This is a genomic window from Flavobacterium defluvii (assembly GCF_900129555.1).
In the GTDB taxonomy this organism is placed as follows: Bacteria; Bacteroidota; Bacteroidia; order Flavobacteriales; family Flavobacteriaceae; genus Flavobacterium; species Flavobacterium defluvii.
On the sequence record NZ_FQWC01000001.1, the window covers coordinates 146,390 to 162,611 of the forward strand.

Genomic DNA, 16,222 nt, shown 5'->3' on the forward strand with positions numbered 1-16,222 from the left:
CTTACTACTTGCTTCCTTCTTCCAAAAGTCTAAACTTACTCCTGCTGATTTCTATTCGCCAAAGCAACTTTTACCGTTTGGTAGTTTTTATTGACTTTTGTAATTACTTTTTCCCGAAACGAAAGTTCAAGTTCACCATCGACCTGATTAAGTAAATTGGCTGCATTTACTTTTACTTTTGCTTTTTTTACCGGATTTTCTGCTACAACTTTATTCTCGGCCGTTTCTAATAATTGGTCTACATTTTCTTTTTTAGAATTTTCGGCAACTGCGGTTTGATTGTTGATTGATTGTTTTTCCTGATTATTGATGATTGAAGACTCCGCTATTTGATTTAGTTCATTTTCAATGGTTTTATTTGATATTTGATTACGATTATTTTCTTTATTTGATTTTTGTATTGCAGTTTCTGTGGATGCTTTTTCTGCAATTACTTTTTGTGTTTCAATTGAATCAGCTTTATTTAAAATTGGTTTTACTGCAGAATCTTTTTGAATGTTTTCTTCAATTACGACTGTTTTATTTATGTCAGCTGTATTTTTCTTTTGATTGAAAAAGAAAGTTCCAACCAATAAAAAACCAATAATACTCGCAGCTATATAAAACCATTTTTTATTTTTCTTTGGCTTTTTTTCTTCGGCGATACTCAACATAGCGTCTAATCGATCCCAGGCTTTTTCACTAGGTTCAATTTTGCGTTGATTTAATTTTTCACGGAAATCCTTTTCAAAATTATTCGGTTCCATTATCTTGTTTTTTTAAAATAGTAATTTGTGTTTGCAGCATTTTTCTGGCGTGCGATAATTGCGATTTTGATGTTCCTTCATTTATCCCTAACATCTTGGCTATTTCGTTGTGTTTATATCCTTCGATGGCGTATAAGTTGAAAACCATTTTATAACCATCTGGCAAAGCATCGATTAAAAACTGAATTTGTTCAACCGTAAACTGGCTGTCGATTTCATTAAAACTTTCTTCTGTAAAAAATTCATCTTCGGCAAATTTTACTTTTTTCTGAACTCTTAAATATGAAATGCATTCGTTAACCATTATCCGGCGAATCCAGCCTTCAAAACTTCCTTTGTGTTCAAAGTTTTTCAGATTTGTAAAGACTTTCATGAAAGCGGTTATCATTACATCTTCTGCCAATTGTATGTCTTTTATATATTGACGGCACACGCTTAACATTTTAGAAGAATATTTACCGTAAATCTGCTGCTGCGCCTGACGATTGTTCTCGACAGCCAGCTTTATGATTTTGGTTTCTTCTTGATGTAACGGAATAATTTTCATTAATACGCTTTTCGGTTTTTGGTTTTAGAAACAGACTTCTATTAGCATAGACGATTGTCAATTTAAAATGGTTGCATGGGGTTAAAAATTTTTCAAAAAAAATAAATTCCAAATTCCAACCAATAAAATATTTAACTGATTTACAACAAAGTAAACCAATTATCTAATTGACAAATTTTCTGATTATATAATTAAAAAGATTATTTCTTTCTCTCAATTACATAATTCACCATCAAAGTAAGTGCTGATTTAAATTCAGAGTCCGGGTAATTTTCTAAAAGAGAAAGCGCTTCCTGCTGGAATTCGACCATTTTGTTTTCGGCGTAAGCCAAACCATTATTATTTTTTACAAAGGCAATAACTTCTTTTACGCGTTTTTTGTCTTTGTTGTGGTTTTTGATGGAGTTTATTAACCACTTTTTTTCCTGTGGAGTACAAGTATTTAAAACGTGAATTAAAGGCAGAGTCATTTTTTGCTCTTTAATATCGATTCCTGTTGGTTTACCGATGGCTTCTTCGCTATAATCAAATAAATCGTCTTTGATTTGAAAAGCCATTCCGATTAATTCACCAAATTTACGCATATTCTCAACCTGAATTTCATCTTCAATTACAGCTTTCGCGCCAAGCGCGCAACAAGCCGCAATAAGCGTTGCTGTTTTTTTTCTGATGATTTCGTAGTAAACATCTTCGGTAATATCAAGTCTGCGGGCTTTTTCTATTTGAAGTAATTCTCCCTCGCTCATTTCGCGAACAGCAACCGAAATAATTCTCAACAAATCAAAATCACCATTATCGATAGAAAGCAGTAAGCCTTTTGAAAGTAAATAATCTCCAACCAAAACAGCAATTTTATTTTTCCAAAGCGCATTGATTGAGAAAAATCCGCGGCGGCGATTACTATCGTCCACAACGTCATCATGAACTAAAGTTGCCGTATGAATCAATTCAATAACCGAAGCACCACGATACGTTCTTTCGTTTACGATTCCTCCAGAAACCATTTTTGCGGTTAGAAAAACAAACATCGGTCGCATCTGTTTTCCTTTTCTGTTTACAATATAATAGGTAATTCTGTTTAGCAGCGCAACCTTTGAAGTCATCGATTCGTGAAACTTTTTTTCAAAAAGTTCCATCTCGGTAATAATAGGCTGTTTTATTTGTGAAGTAATATTCATTTCGATTTCAAATATACTATTTTAAATAAAAAAACGTTGTCTATTTTATGTTAGTATATCAACAAATATGTACTAATTTAAAAAAACAATCCAAAAACACCTCAATCTAATACTAATTTGAATTCATTGATTAAAAGTAAAACCAAAAAAACTATTTATTATGAAAACAAAATTTTTATTAATTGGATCCTGTATCGCTTTATCATTACTTACGAGTTGTAATTCTGATGAAAACACAAATGACGGAACAAGTAAGGCCATTACTAACGACGAAATAATTGCCAATTCTAAAATAGATGCCTCAATTGAAGATGTTACTAATATTGCTGAAGATCAGTTTACTTCACAAGTAAACATTAACAGCAAACCTTCTGGAAACATTAAACATTTTTTGCCTGAATGTGCTGTTATTAGAACCGTTTTAACGAACAATACTTTTACAAAAACTATAGATTTTGGCGTTGATGGCTGTACGCTTGACAACGGAAATACGGTAAAAGGAAAAATGGTGGTTTCGTTTTCTAATGATTTTTCGGCATCTACGCAGACTATAAGTTATACGTTTGAAGGATTTTATCATAATGGTAAAAAACTTCAGGGAAGCAAAAGTATTGTTAGAACTGTAAAATCGACTGATTTACTGGCAGAAGCGCATCCGGTTTTGACCGCTGCAATTGATTTGACTATTACTTTTGATGACGGAAGTGTTTACAGTAGAAAAGGTTCTCTTGTAAAAGAAATGACCGCAGGTTACAATACCTGGTTTAATTGGGAAGATAATGTGTTTGTGGTTACCGGAAGCGGTACAACTACTTTACCAAACGGTGATACTTATTCGGCTGAAATTAAAACTCCTTTGGAATTTAAAGCTTCATGCAGAAAATCTTTTGCTTTAAAAGGTGTTGTTGAAATTACTAAAAATGGAGCTACGGCTATTATTGATTATGGCAATGGAGATTGCGACACTCTGGCTTCTGTAACCAAAGATGGTGTTACTGAAGAAATTGATTTGAAAAAATAAGATCCCTTTTTTGCCCACAAAAAAAGCATTAAAAACAAGATTCATCCGTTTTTAATGCTTTTTTTAATATCGAAAATTTACGTTTAAATGTAGTCCCTACGGGACATTCTCTACGTTTTAATCATGATTTTTCTACCGATCTGTAACTCCTAACGGAGTATATCTCGTAGAGATTATATATCGGTAACATTATGCGATATCGCTTTTGTCTCGTAGGAACTATACCGCATCAGCTTCTTTGTTGGCCAATTGTCCGCAGGCCGCATCAATATCTTTTCCACGGCTGCGACGCACTTTTACTACAACGCCAATATTTTCTAATGCTTTTATATAAGCCATAATAGATTCTTCTGAAGCTTGTTGAAATTCTCCGTCATCAATTGGATTGTATTCAATTAAATTGACTTTACACGGTACATATTTACAGAATTTCACTAAGGCATCTACAGAAGCTTTGTCATCATTAATTCCTTTCCAGACAACATATTCGTATGAAATTTTGCTTTTGGTTTTTCTGTACCAATATTCTAATGCTTCACGTAAATCTTTTAAAGGAAAGTTTTTACTGAAAGGCATAATCTTCGCCCGGGTTTCATCAATTGCCGAATGAAGTGAGACCGCCAATTTGAATTTTACACCATCATCGGCCATTTTCTTAATCATTTTAGGAATTCCCGAAGTTGAAAGTGTAATACGTTTTGGAGACATTCCCAAACCCTCATCGGATGTAATCATATCGATTGCTTTAATGACATTATTATAATTCATTAAAGGTTCTCCCATTCCCATAAAAACAATATTCGAAAGCGGATGATTATAGTACAAACGGCTTTCTTTGTCAATTGCCAGAATCTGATCGTAGATTTCTCCCGGTTCAAGATTTCGCATTCTTTTTAATCTTGCTGTTGCGCAGAAATTACAATCTAAACTACACCCAACCTGACTCGAAACACAGGCTGTTGTTCTGGTTTCGGTAGGAATCAAAACCGATTCTACGATTAAACCGTCATGCAGGCGTACAGCATTTTTTACTGTTCCGTCATTACTTCTCTGCATTGTATCAACCTTAATATGATTGATAACAAAATTTTCTTCGAGCATAGTACGTGTTGTTTTGGCAACATTAGTCATATCCTCAAAACTGTGTGCTCCTTTGCTCCAAAGCCATTCATAAACTTGATTGCCGCGAAATGCTTTGTCATTGTTTGCGACAAAAAAATCTCGTAACTGATCTTTTGATAAGGCTCTTATGTCTTTTTTCTCAATTTGCATGCTGCAAAGTTAAGCACTTTTGTCATTTTTTTTTAGCTTTTAAGTGTATTCTTAATGTAAACCTCAATTTATACAACAGTTATTGAGGCTCAACTTATATTCTTAACCTTTACTATAATGATATAATTAAAGTTGTGATATGATTTTTATCATTTCTTTTCGTATACCTGCGTGATAATTTTGATACAAGAAATACTAGGAAGTTCACAACCACTAAAGAACTTTCCTAATTAAAATTAACAAATACCATATCAAAATGAAAACAATTAAGTCAATCCTATTTACAGTACTTTTTACAATAGTATCATTTCAAATAAACGCACAAAGAACTTATACCGTCGTAGATACAAAATCTACTTTTGAAGTTGCGGGAACCTCTACTGTCCATGACTGGACGATGAGATCTACTGAAGGAACCGGTATTGCCAATCTAACGGTTAAAGATTCTAAATTAACCGGTATAAACAGCTTAACAATTACTTTATTGGCAGAAAGCTTAAAAAGCAGTAAAACAAGTATGGATCAAGTCGCTTATGAAGCTCTTGACACAGAAACATACAAAAACATTGAGTACGTTTTAAAATCTGCTGAAAAAGTAAACGAATCTAACTGGATTTTAACCGGAACTTATACTATAGCCGGTGTGAGTAAAGAATACAAAACACAGGTAAAAGTGACTGCTGATAATAATACTGTTATTTTTCAGGGCTCTAATCAAATTACTTTTGGTGATTTTGAAATGACACCTCCAAAAGCTGCACTCGGTGTTGTAAAAACAGGGAAAGATTTAACTGTGATTTTCAACATAACATTTAGCCAGATAAATCAAATTTCAGATTTATAAACTTCAATTTATATCCTCAAAACAATCTCTTTAATAAGATAAGAATACCTTTTTCTTAAATATAAAAAATGAAATCGTTGTAGTTATTAAATATCATTTTAATAAAATTTTAACAATGATTTTTATCATGTATTCCTCAGAAATATAGGCTGATCTTTGATACAAGTTAAACAAATAACATTTAGTACTAAAATAAAAACGGCCATTTGTTAACTTATTTTTTACAATAAAAAACTGATAAAATGAAAACGAATACATTAAAATTATTTGCATTTGTAATTGCACTTTTCGGAGTTACTTCATTTGCTACAGCACAAAAAACATACTCTTTAGATGGCAAATCTGCTTTTTCGGTTGCAGGTACTTCAACACTGCATGATTGGGAGATGAAGTCATCATCAGGAACAGGAACATCAAACTTAACAATAGTAAATTCTAAACTAACAGAAATTGAATCTTTATCAATAAATCTTATTGCAGAAAGTATTAAAAGCGAGAAAAAAAGCATGGATAAAGTTGCCTACGAAGCTTTAAAAACAGATAAAAACAAAAACATTAAATACGTTTTAAAATCTGCTGAAAAAATTAATGAAACTACGTGGGAATTAACCGGTACTTACACGATTGCAGGAGTGAGCAAAGTATATAAAACGACCGTAAAAACAACTGTTACAAAAGACGGATTGAACATGCAGGGATCTAACAAAATTACTTTTACAGAATTCGGAATGAAAGCTCCAACTGCCATGCTTGGAACCATTAAAACAGGACAGGAGTTAACGATAAAATTCAATTTAAACTTTAATTTATAAACGCCATGAAAAGAATATATGTATTATGTGTTACATTAATAAGTACACTTGCTGTTGAGGCTCAGGTAAGTTTTGGAAACATGCAAAACCAAATCTCTAGAGGAAAAGACGGTATCAACGTTTTCGACGTACAAAAAGACACTAGAGAGTTTAAAGGTCTTAGTATTGACCTTGGTGGTGCTTTCAACATGGATTTCCAGGCAACAAATTCATTCAATGACCAACCTAATAACATTACGACTACAGCTACTACAGCTACCGGGACTACCACTAGATCAATTACAGGATATCGTTTAATGAATACTGAGAACAATTTTACTCTTCCGGCTGCTGATATGTATATTGGTGCCCAATTGTTTGACGGAGTTAGAGTAAATTTAGATGTTTATTTAGCTTCAAGACATCACAATGATTCTTATGTAAAAGGCGGATACTTACAAATTGACAAGTTAGACTTTATCAAAAAAGACTTTTTGGCTGATGTAATGAAATATGCTACCATTAAAATTGGGCAAATGGAGAACAATTTTGGTGATGCTCATTTTAGAGGTTCTGATAATGGTAACACAATCAAAAATGCATTTGTTGGAAACAACATCATGTATTCTTTCACTACAGAGATGGGTATGGAGGTTTACTACAACAGAAGTGGATGGGTAAGCATGTTAGGGGTTACAAACGGTAATTTAAATCAAAGTAATGAACAAGTTTTTTATACTACTGGACCTAACACAAACACAACACATAGTCCTTCAATCTTAGCTAAACTTGGTTATGATAAACAGCTTAATGAAGATTTAAGAGTAAGATTAACTGGTTCATATTACCATAATGCAAATCTTGGTAATGCAAACATATATGCTGCTAACAGATCAGGATTTGGTTATTGGGGTATATTAAATAATAACGCTTATAAAAATACGATTACTAAGACAGATGCTAATGGTGCTGTTATTTCTACAACTACTACTGATGTTGCTACTAGTTTCAGTAAAACTTCTACTCCAGAGGCTACGTTCAATCCTAATTTCAAAAATTGGGCTACTACATACATGATTAACCCTTTTGTAAAATATAAAGGACTTGAATTCTTTGGAACTATAGAATTAGCTTCAGGAGGAGATAAAGCTGGTACTGATGACAAACGTACTGCTAATCAATACGCTTCAGAGCTTATTTACAGATTTGGAAAAACAGAACAATTCTATCTTGGAGGCAAATACAATACAGTATCTGGAAAATTATCTAATGCGGATGCTAAAAAGGTTACCGTTGATAAATTTGAAGCAAGCGCTGGCTGGTTTATGACTAAAAACATTTTAGCTAAATTAAACTACGTTAATCAAAACTATAAAGATTACTCACAATTTACAGGAGATCCTGCTACCGGAAACCCAAACAACTTTTATGGTGGTAAATTCAATGGTTTAGTATTCGAAGCAACAATTGCATTCTAATATAAAAAAATGAAAACTAGATTTCAAATAGTAATTACGGGTTTAGCAGCTTTCTTTTTCTTAGGAAGTGCTAAACCCACTTTTTTAACAGAAGATGCAGCCGTAGTTATACATAAAATTAGAATAGAAATTACAGGAGCATCAACTGTTGGCAAATACAATTGCTCTAATACTTTTTCTATAAAAGATACAGTTCATATAAATTCGGATAAAAAAAATGCTTTTAATACCGAAATCAAAATGTCAAATTTTGATTGTGGTAATAAAATAATGACCAAAGATTTACAGGGAACTGTAAAAGTGAAACAATTTCCAAACAGCAAAGTTTGTATTACAGATGTAAAGCCAAACGGAAAAAATTACAAGTGCAGATTAAATTTTTACATTACAGATAAAACACTAAAATACAAAGACTTCATTCTGTACAATTCTGATGATAAAATTAATGGAACTTTAAATTTAAAATTTTCTGATATTGACTTAGAGCCGCCTGTAAAAATGGCCGGATTAATTAAAGTAAAAGATGATATTGTAATTAACTTCAGCCTTTATAAAAACTAAAAACTTACTTCTAAAATTTTTCAAAAAAAAAATTCTTCAACTTTTCAAAAACTGAAAAATTTGGCACAAGAATTGTCTTGCACTCAAAAGAAAAATAATCTTACAAAGCGCGCCATAATTTTAAAATTTGTATTTTTATTATTCCACTTTATAACCTTTTAAATTTTATAACCTAAAAAGACAATTTATTATGAAAAAACATTTTTTAAGTTTAGCTGTTGTTGCAATGTTGGGATTCGCTGTTCAGTCATGCGACAAAAAAGAAACTAAACCAGAAGAAAACTTAACTCTTGGAAACAGAGTCGACTCTTTGACAACAGATATTGAAGAAGTAAAAGACAGCGCTGTAAGTAAAGCCGAAAGCGCCGCAGCAAAAGCAAAAGACGCTACAGAAACTGCTGTTCAGGATGTAAAAGACGGAACTAAAAAAGCAGCTAATGATGTTGAAAATGCAGCAAAGAAAACAGCTAATGATGTAAAAGATGCTACTAAAAAAGGCGCAGAAAAAGTTGAAAATGCTGCTAAAGCTGCTAAAGACGGAACAGTGAAAACTGCTAAAGATGTAAATGAAGCTTTGAAAAAATAATTTTCAAATTAAAACTAAAAACTGGAAGCCATTCGTTTAAACGAGTGGCTTTTTTATGCAAAATACTCAGCGGATATTTTTTTGTATTTTTGCAGTAAATTACAACAACTACAAGATGCATTTTATATCACAAGAATTAGAAGATTATATCGAGCAGCATTCTGAAAACGAACCAGAATTGCTGGCGAAACTCAATAAAGAAACCTACCAGAAAATACTTTTACCAAGAATGCTTAGCGGACATTTCCAGGGCCGCGTTTTAAGTATGCTTTCAAAATTAATTCGTCCGGTAAATATTCTCGAAATCGGAACTTATACGGGTTATGCTGCTCTTTGTTTATGCGAAGGAATGCAGGAAAAAGGACAGTTACATACGATTGATATTAAAGAGGAATTAGTTGATTTTCAGAGAAAATATTTTGACGCATCGCCTTGGGGAAAACAGATTTTTCAGCATTTAGGTGAAGCAATCGATATTATCCCAACTATAGATGTAAAATTTGATTTGGTATTTATTGATGCAGATAAGGAAAATTACCTCAATTACTGGGAAATGATCGTCCCAAAGATGAATAAAGGCGGAATTATTTTATCTGATAATGTTTTGTGGAGCGGAAAAATCCTTGAACCAGTTCATCCCAATGACATTAGCACAAAGGTACTTTTAGAATACAATCAGCTTTTAAAAGATGATCCGCGCGTTGAAACCGTTTTACTGCCTATTCGTGATGGATTGACTGTCAGCAGAGTATTGTAAAATAAAAAAATCAATTGCCTTCAGCTTTAGCTGGAGAAACATAATTTAAAAAATCATCAAGGGCTTTAGTCAAATTAAACACTCGTAGATAATTTGACTAAAGTCCTTCTTTAGTTCTATTTACCTCCAGCTAAAGCTGGAGGCAATTGAATAATATAATTTTGAGATGAAATAAGCACTAAGCAATTAAGGTTCTAAGTTTTCTCAAATAAAACTTAGAACCTTAGTATCTTAAAATCTCAGTACCTAAAAAAATTATCCTGGAAAATATTGAGGTTTTAATCTTCTGTAAGCTAAGAAGATTAGGAAACCAAAAAGTGCCCCAAAGAAATATCCTGCAAGAATATCTCCCGGATAATGCAATCCTAAATAAATTCGGCTGTAAGCGAAAATTAAAGGCCATAAAAACAATAAGCCAAAATATTTGAAATGACGTTTTAAAACCAAATATAAAAACGTTGCAACAGCCATTGTATTTGCAGCATGTCCGGAAAAGAAACTAAAAGATTTTCTAACCTGAACAATTCTGATAATCGAACTTAAATCAGGGTTGTTACAAGGTCTTAAACGCTGAAAAGTATGTTTAAATAAATTACAGGTCTGATCTGTAAAAGCAATTAAAACCGCTATAAAAAGCAGTAAATATAAGGTTTGTTTTGCTCCTATTTTTTTATAAATAAGATAGAACAATAGTAAAAAGAATGGTGTCCAATACAACTGATTTGTAATAATCAGCCAGAATTTGTCGTATGTTTCAGAACCTAATCCATTTAAATATACCAATAAATTGATATCTAATTTTTCTATTTTTTCAAGCATATTATCTTTGGCGTTTTATAGGTCCCGAAAGTGATTCTATGTCTTCTTTCACTTTATCTATTTCAGCTGTTGTATCGCTAATATCAAGTAAATTATTAGTATCTCCTAATAAATTCGATTTTGCATTTTCAATTTCAGCATTGATATTTCCTGTTAAGTTATTCAAAGATCTGGCATCAAGACCATTGGCTTCTGCTCCTTTTTGAATTTCACTTTTAATATCGTTAGTTGCGTTTTTTAGCTGAGCCATAGCTTTCCCCATTGTACGGGCAATTTCCGGAACTTTATCTGAACCAAAAAGCATTAGTACTATAAACAGTATGAAAACTAATTCTCCTCCTCCTATACCAAACATATCTTTTATTTTTGTTGTGCCACAAAGATATTAAATTTTGAAGCGCACAGTTTTAAAATTTACTTAAAAAAAAAGACTCTTTTCAGAGTCTTTTTTGGTTTATTATTAGTCAAATTTTGATTTTTGCTCAACCTTTGGCCATGCATTATTTGTTACATCGATATCTGCTGTAAGCAATTTTGGATCGATCTGGATACTTTTTATGGCTTTTGTAGTTGCATAAACTTTCTTAGCCGTGTCATTACTTTTTCTCCAGATCTGAGCAGGATATTGATAATTATCTTTTGTTCCGTCTTCATAAGTAATCTCAACAAGAATTGGCATAATCATTCCGCCTGGTTTGTTGAACTCTACTTCGTAGAAATATTTAGGAGATTTGATGCTTGCTTTTTCTTCTGCAGTAAAAGTCTGGTCAACATAATCAGCCAATGGTTTTACCTCTTCTAGCTTTAAGGCTTTTTTGTTTGAAGCATTAACTTCTGGATTATCTCCTGAAACTAAGTAAACAAAAGGACCTTTATCAAATCCAAAACGCCCTTTTCTCACCTTCACATCTTTAATATCTGCGGTTGGAGTTTCAGAAACATAGTATTGTTTTACATCTTTAATTCCGATATCCACAAAATCAGTTGAATAAAACCATCCTCTCCAGAACCAGTCTAAATCTACAGCAGATGCATCTTCCATAGTTCTAAAGAAATCCTCAGGAGTCGGGTGTTTAAATTTCCATCTGTTAGCATATGTTTTAAATGCATAATCAAACAATTCTCTTCCCATAACTACTTCTCTTAAAATATTAAGACCTGTAGCAGGTTTTCCGTAAGCATTATTTCCAAATTGGTGAATCGTTTCTGAGTTAGACATAATTGGTTCTAAGAACTTTTGATCTCCGCTCATGTAAGGAACAATATTTTTTGCAGGTCCGCGTCTTGATGGGAAAGTCGAATCCCACTCCTGCTCTGCTAAATATTCTAAAAATGAATTCAAACCTTCATCCATCCATGTCCATTGACGCTCATCAGAGTTTACAATCATCGGGAAGAAAGTGTGTCCAACTTCGTGAATAACAACACCAATCATTCCGTTTTTAACTTCTTTTGTCGTTACACCGTTTTCATCCGGACGACCAAAATTCCAACAAATCATTGGGTATTCCATACCTTGATCTTCTGCAGAAACAGAAACAGCTTTTGGATAAGGATAATCAAAAGTATGAGATGAATAACTTTTTAAAGTATGCGCTACAACCAATGTAGAAGTCTCACCCCAAAGTGGGTTTGCCTCTTTTGGATAAACAGATTCTGCCATAACCGTTCTGTTTCCAATTTTTACAGCCATTGCATCGTAAATGAATTTTCTTGAAGAAGCAATTCCGAAATCACGAACATTTTTTGCACTGAATTTCCATGTTTTTTTCTTTTCAGAAAAACCTTTTTCAGCTGCTTCAGCTTCTGCCTGAGTTACAATTACAACCGGTTTGTCAAATGATTTTTGAGCTTGTTCGTAACGTTTAACTTGTTCTGCAGTAAAAACTTCGCTTCTGTTTGTTAATTCTCCTGTTGCATCAATTACGTGATCTGCAGGAACTGTAATACTTACGTCGAAGTTTCCGAAAGGAAGAGCAAACTCTCCACTTCCCCAAAACTGCATATTCTGCCATCCTTCAACATCATTATAAACTGCCATTCTTGGATAAAACTGAGCAATTACATATAATTTATTACCGTCTTTTTCGAATAGTTCATAACCAGAACGTCCGCCTTCTTTTCTGTAATTATTGATGTTATACCACCATTTTACAGAAAAAGAGATTTTTTCTCCCGGTTTTAAAGGTGATGCCAGATTGATACGCATCATTGTTTCGTTGATCGTATATGACATCGGATTTCCTTTAGCATCTTTTACCTGTTCAATATTAAAACCACGTTCTAAATCTTTTTTCAGATATTTAGTTGAAAAACCTTCAAGCGGTAACACCTGATTGATTTTTTCTCCTTCAGCTAAAGAAGTCTGTCCGTTTGCTTTAGCTTGATTTTGGTCCAGCTGAACCCATAAATATTCTAGAGTATCTGGCGAATTGTTAGAATAAGTAATAGTTTCAAAACCACTTAATTTTGAATTTTTATCATCTAATTCAACATCAATTTTGTAATCAGCCTGCTGCTGGTAATAAGCAGGTCCCGGTGCTCCAGATGCAGTACGAAACATGTTTGGTGTTGCCAGCAAATCGTACATCTGGCTAAACTTATTTGTATCGTATTTTCCTTGCTGTTTTGGTTCAGCAGCTTTTTCCTGAGCAACTAACATTGCTGGAAAAATTAGTAAAAATGAAAGCTTTTTCATAAAAGTTTAATGGTAATTTTTGTCAGGCTGTGAAAATAACAATTAAAATATTAATTTAACTTATTAATTAATACTTTAACAATTCTTTCCTTGAAGATTCTGTAAAGAGAACACTTCTTTTAGTGCCAAATGCTGAAATATGTGTAATATTTTGCTGTTCAGAACTCCAATCTACGAGTATAGTGTTTGAAATTTCAATAGTTTTAAATTTTTCAATATCCTTAATTCTCGAATAACAGATTAAAACATCACCGCTTTCTACTTCTTTTGACAAAAAAGTAATAGGTTTTGATTGCCCGTTTATTTTAATAGAGAAATTTTCAGCCAGATATTTCTTTAGCAGCTCAACATCTGCCGGAGTTTCTTTTTCTGTTCCTACAAAAGTTTTTTTATGGTATTTTTTCTCCATTGCATTATTCAAATCATCTACAAAAATGCGGGATGTAATTTGAATCATTTTTTTATCTGCGGCATAATCTACCTGAAAAACGCCCACATAAAATTTATGAAATGCAAATGAAGAAAGCGATAAGAATAATATCCCAATTAAAGGATAAATGAATATTTTTTTCATTATTGAGAGGCCTTCACTTTTTTAAATTCAGCATTTTTGTTGATTAGAAAATCTATCAACTCAAATTTCTGATCTTCATTAAGATGTCTTTTTGATTCAGGATCATTCGAACAATACATCAAAAACAAATCAACTTCATCTTTTTGTAAACCTAAAGTTTTAGTAAAAAAATCAGGTTTAAAATTTGCTTTTGAATATTCTACAAAAGCAATATCCGAGATTTCTTCTTCTTTTACTTCGTCATTTTTCGAAAGAAGTTTTTTAACATCTTTAAAAATTCGAACAAAATCCATTCCGTATTTAATGGTCTGATCAGAATACATTACTGTATTTTTTGCTGTAGACTGCCTGTCATCTTCAAACTGCATATCAACGTATTGCTGTGTATTGCTGTCTAATGATTTTACTTTTAAATCTTTTCGAACTACAACTTCTTTCAATTCATTGCTAACGAGTTCTAAAGGCACAGAAAAAAGTATCTGAGAGCAATCTTTTTCTGTCAGGACAATTTTTTTCGCCTGAAATGCCAATCCGGTAAAAAGCAGTGTATCTTTCGGCTTTGCCAAAATATCAAACAATCCGCCCGGACCAATAAAAGTTCTGGATTTGGCATTAACATTCAAAACATAACCACTTTCAATGTTAAGTGATTTGTTTGTAACCTGACCGTGCAGCGGCTTTCTTATATCATTTTGTCCAAGTACAATTTGACAAAATAAGCAAACAACGAATATTACTAGTTTATTTTTCATTTTCAAGAATTATTAGATATTTTCGAGCTAACTCCGTTATTAAAAACATACTCATTGTTTTATTCTTTGTATTCAAAGATACGGCAAATTCGGCATCATCCACACAATATAATTGAAATCCTTTAATATCGTCTACCGGAATTTTTAATCTTTCGGTATAATAATTCTCATCAAAAAGATATTCAATTTTTCTAAAAAGCATCTCTTTCTTTTCTACATTTACTTCTTTTTTCAACATTTTTGTACGTCCCGAAATTGCATTTAAAAGTTTATCTACTGATGTTGAAGTTGCTGTATAAACTTTTCTTTCGGCAGGCGTGTATGTTTTTTGTCCACGCGGAACAATCCCTAAATTTTCAGCCGTAATTCCGTAATTATCATTTACAACCACCTCTTTCAGTTCAATTTCTTTTGCCGTCATTTTAATAACAAGCAGACTTAAATTTAAATCCTCTGAAGAAATTCTGCGTTTAAGAGGCTCCAAATTTACTGATGAAAAAACCAAAACATCACCTTCTTTTACTGCAATAGAAAATCTTCCATCAGCATCAGAAATTGTAGAAACTTGTGTTGTATTGTTAATAATATTGACTCCATCGACTGAGGTAGATTTTTCAAAAATCTGTCCCAAAATTTCTTTAGAAGGGTTGTTTTGGCCAAAACCAATCTGGACAAAAAATAAAATTAAAATGATATGTAGCGTATTATTTAGCTTCACTGGCAATTATTTCTTTATACTTTACAGCTAATTCTCCCAATAAAAATTCGGTCGAAGTTTTATTTTTAGAATTTAAAATATTGGTGAATTGTTTATTTTCGACGGCATAATATTCAAACCCTTTAACATGTTCGGCCGGAATTTTTAACCTGTCAATAAAATGCTCAAGAGTAAACATTTTTTCTAAAAGTTTCATAAAAAACTCCTTTTTCTCTACTTCTACCTCTTTTTTGAGCATCGCAGTTCGTCCTGAAAAAAAGTTGAAAAGCGGATCAGCAGAAATAGATCCGCCTGCCATTCCTGTTGCACTTGCCGTAGCATCTAAAGCTGTAGCTGTGCGTAATTTTCTTTCAGCTTCTGTATATGATTTTTGTCCCGCCGGAACAATTCCTAAAGAAACTGCATTTATATTATCATATCGTTTCACTATAACTTCCTGTAATTGATGAATAACCAAATTCATTTTTACGGTAAAATTCAAATCTGTAAAATTTTCGCAAGTCAATAAAACCCTGTTTTCTTTAAATTGAATTGAAGAAAAAACAAGAGTATCATCTGGTTTTGCCAAAATCGAAAAAGCCCCGGAAGCATCTGTAGTTGTCATTACTTCGGTTTGAGAATTAACAACATATACTCCTTCCAAATCATGCGTATTGGCAGTAATTTTTCCATTGATAAGAACACGTTCCTGAGTTTGAGACCAGGAATTTTGGCTTATAACAGCTACTAAAAAACATACAATATTCTTTGTCAAGACGAAAAATTTAGGAAATTATTAAAAAGGTAAAAATATCCTAATGTCATCCAAATTTAATATTAAGGAGTTGGTAAAAATATGTTAATTAAACTCCAATTTGTCAATTACTTTGCAGACTCTTTT

General features: G+C 32.5%; 18 protein-coding genes. 7 read left to right on the forward strand and 11 right to left on the reverse strand.

Annotated elements, in window-relative coordinates:
• Nucleotides 1–35: 35 nt before the first annotated feature.
• The 3 genes from BUC29_RS00650 to BUC29_RS00660 all read right to left on the reverse strand — a co-directional run bounded on the left by BUC29_RS00650 (nucleotide 36) and on the right by BUC29_RS00660 (nucleotide 2,471).
• Nucleotides 36–746 (reverse strand): hypothetical protein, encoded by a 711-nt coding sequence (locus BUC29_RS00650; RefSeq protein WP_073412425.1) that lies wholly within the window; start codon nucleotides 744–746, stop codon nucleotides 36–38.
• On the reverse strand, nucleotides 733–1,293 hold the full coding sequence (locus tag BUC29_RS00655; RefSeq protein ID WP_073412427.1) for an RNA polymerase sigma factor: 561 nt from the start codon (nucleotides 1,291–1,293) through the stop codon (nucleotides 733–735). The genes BUC29_RS00650 and BUC29_RS00655 overlap by 14 nt, the downstream gene beginning before the upstream one ends.
• Nucleotides 1,294–1,493: 200 nt before the next feature.
• Nucleotides 1,494–2,471 (reverse strand): polyprenyl synthetase family protein, encoded by a 978-nt coding sequence (locus BUC29_RS00660; RefSeq protein WP_073412429.1) that lies wholly within the window; start codon nucleotides 2,469–2,471, stop codon nucleotides 1,494–1,496.
• A gap of 160 nt (nucleotides 2,472–2,631) precedes the next feature.
• Here BUC29_RS00660 and BUC29_RS00665 point away from each other — a divergent pair, with 160 nt between their 5' ends.
• Entirely contained in the window at nucleotides 2,632–3,492 is an 861-nt protein-coding gene (locus BUC29_RS00665; protein WP_073412431.1) for a hypothetical protein, read from the forward strand.
• Between the two features lie 219 nt (nucleotides 3,493–3,711).
• Here BUC29_RS00665 and rlmN read toward each other — a convergent pair whose 3' ends face one another.
• Nucleotides 3,712–4,764 (reverse strand): dual-specificity RNA methyltransferase RlmN, encoded by a 1,053-nt coding sequence (gene rlmN / locus BUC29_RS00670; RefSeq protein WP_073412433.1) that lies wholly within the window; start codon nucleotides 4,762–4,764, stop codon nucleotides 3,712–3,714.
• A 256-nt stretch (nucleotides 4,765–5,020) separates the two neighbouring features.
• On the opposite strand from rlmN, the gene BUC29_RS00675 reads away from it, so the two are divergent.
• The 6 genes from BUC29_RS00675 to BUC29_RS00700 all read left to right on the forward strand — a co-directional run bounded on the left by BUC29_RS00675 (nucleotide 5,021) and on the right by BUC29_RS00700 (nucleotide 9,781).
• A complete protein-coding gene (locus BUC29_RS00675; protein WP_073412434.1) occupies nucleotides 5,021–5,608 on the forward strand; it encodes a YceI family protein in 588 nt (195 codons plus the stop codon).
• A 242-nt stretch (nucleotides 5,609–5,850) separates the two neighbouring features.
• The gene (locus tag BUC29_RS00680; RefSeq protein ID WP_073412436.1) at nucleotides 5,851–6,420 is read left to right on the forward strand and encodes a YceI family protein; all 570 of its coding nucleotides are present in this window, start codon (nucleotides 5,851–5,853) and stop codon (nucleotides 6,418–6,420) included.
• Nucleotides 6,421–6,425: 5 nt separating this feature from the next.
• Nucleotides 6,426–7,877 carry a hypothetical protein gene (locus BUC29_RS00685; RefSeq protein ID WP_073412438.1) on the forward strand — a complete coding sequence of 484 codons (1,452 nt, stop codon included), beginning with the start codon at nucleotides 6,426–6,428 and terminating at the stop codon, nucleotides 7,875–7,877.
• Between the two features lie 9 nt (nucleotides 7,878–7,886).
• Entirely contained in the window at nucleotides 7,887–8,438 is a 552-nt protein-coding gene (locus tag BUC29_RS00690) for a hypothetical protein (protein ID WP_073412440.1), read from the forward strand.
• Between the two features lie 190 nt (nucleotides 8,439–8,628).
• Nucleotides 8,629–9,024, forward strand: a complete 396-nt coding sequence (locus tag BUC29_RS00695) for a hypothetical protein (RefSeq protein ID WP_073412442.1) — start codon at nucleotides 8,629–8,631, stop codon at nucleotides 9,022–9,024.
• A 115-nt stretch (nucleotides 9,025–9,139) separates the two neighbouring features.
• On the forward strand, nucleotides 9,140–9,781 hold the full coding sequence (locus BUC29_RS00700; protein WP_073412444.1) for an O-methyltransferase: 642 nt from the start codon (nucleotides 9,140–9,142) through the stop codon (nucleotides 9,779–9,781).
• Nucleotides 9,782–10,036: 255 nt separating this feature from the next.
• Here BUC29_RS00700 and BUC29_RS00705 read toward each other — a convergent pair whose 3' ends face one another.
• The 7 genes from BUC29_RS00705 to BUC29_RS00735 form a co-directional block, all read right to left on the reverse strand.
• Nucleotides 10,037–10,600, reverse strand: coding sequence for a phosphatase PAP2 family protein (locus BUC29_RS00705; RefSeq protein WP_073412445.1), 564 nt, complete (start codon nucleotides 10,598–10,600; stop codon nucleotides 10,037–10,039).
• 1 nt (nucleotide 10,601) lies between these two features.
• On the reverse strand, nucleotides 10,602–10,955 hold the full coding sequence (locus BUC29_RS00710; protein ID WP_073412446.1) for a Sec-independent protein translocase subunit TatA/TatB: 354 nt from the start codon (nucleotides 10,953–10,955) through the stop codon (nucleotides 10,602–10,604).
• Nucleotides 10,956–11,060: 105 nt separating this feature from the next.
• Nucleotides 11,061–13,298 (reverse strand): M1 family metallopeptidase, encoded by a 2,238-nt coding sequence (locus tag BUC29_RS00715; RefSeq protein WP_073412447.1) that lies wholly within the window; start codon nucleotides 13,296–13,298, stop codon nucleotides 11,061–11,063.
• A 67-nt stretch (nucleotides 13,299–13,365) separates the two neighbouring features.
• On the reverse strand, nucleotides 13,366–13,872 hold the full coding sequence (locus BUC29_RS00720; protein ID WP_073412448.1) for a DUF6702 family protein: 507 nt from the start codon (nucleotides 13,870–13,872) through the stop codon (nucleotides 13,366–13,368).
• Complete coding sequence (locus tag BUC29_RS00725) at nucleotides 13,872–14,624, reverse strand: BamP family beta-barrel-assembly machinery protein (RefSeq protein ID WP_073412449.1); 753 nt, start codon at nucleotides 14,622–14,624, stop codon at nucleotides 13,872–13,874. Before BUC29_RS00725 ends, BUC29_RS00720 begins: the two co-directional genes overlap by 1 nt.
• Nucleotides 14,614–15,342: a carboxypeptidase-like regulatory domain-containing protein gene (locus BUC29_RS00730; RefSeq protein ID WP_073412450.1), complete on the reverse strand. Its 729-nt coding sequence runs from the start codon at nucleotides 15,340–15,342 to the stop codon at nucleotides 14,614–14,616. Before BUC29_RS00730 ends, BUC29_RS00725 begins: the two co-directional genes overlap by 11 nt.
• Nucleotides 15,329–16,096 (reverse strand): carboxypeptidase-like regulatory domain-containing protein, encoded by a 768-nt coding sequence (locus tag BUC29_RS00735; protein ID WP_073412451.1) that lies wholly within the window; start codon nucleotides 16,094–16,096, stop codon nucleotides 15,329–15,331. Before BUC29_RS00735 ends, BUC29_RS00730 begins: the two co-directional genes overlap by 14 nt.
• Between the last annotated feature and the right edge of the window lie 126 nt (nucleotides 16,097–16,222).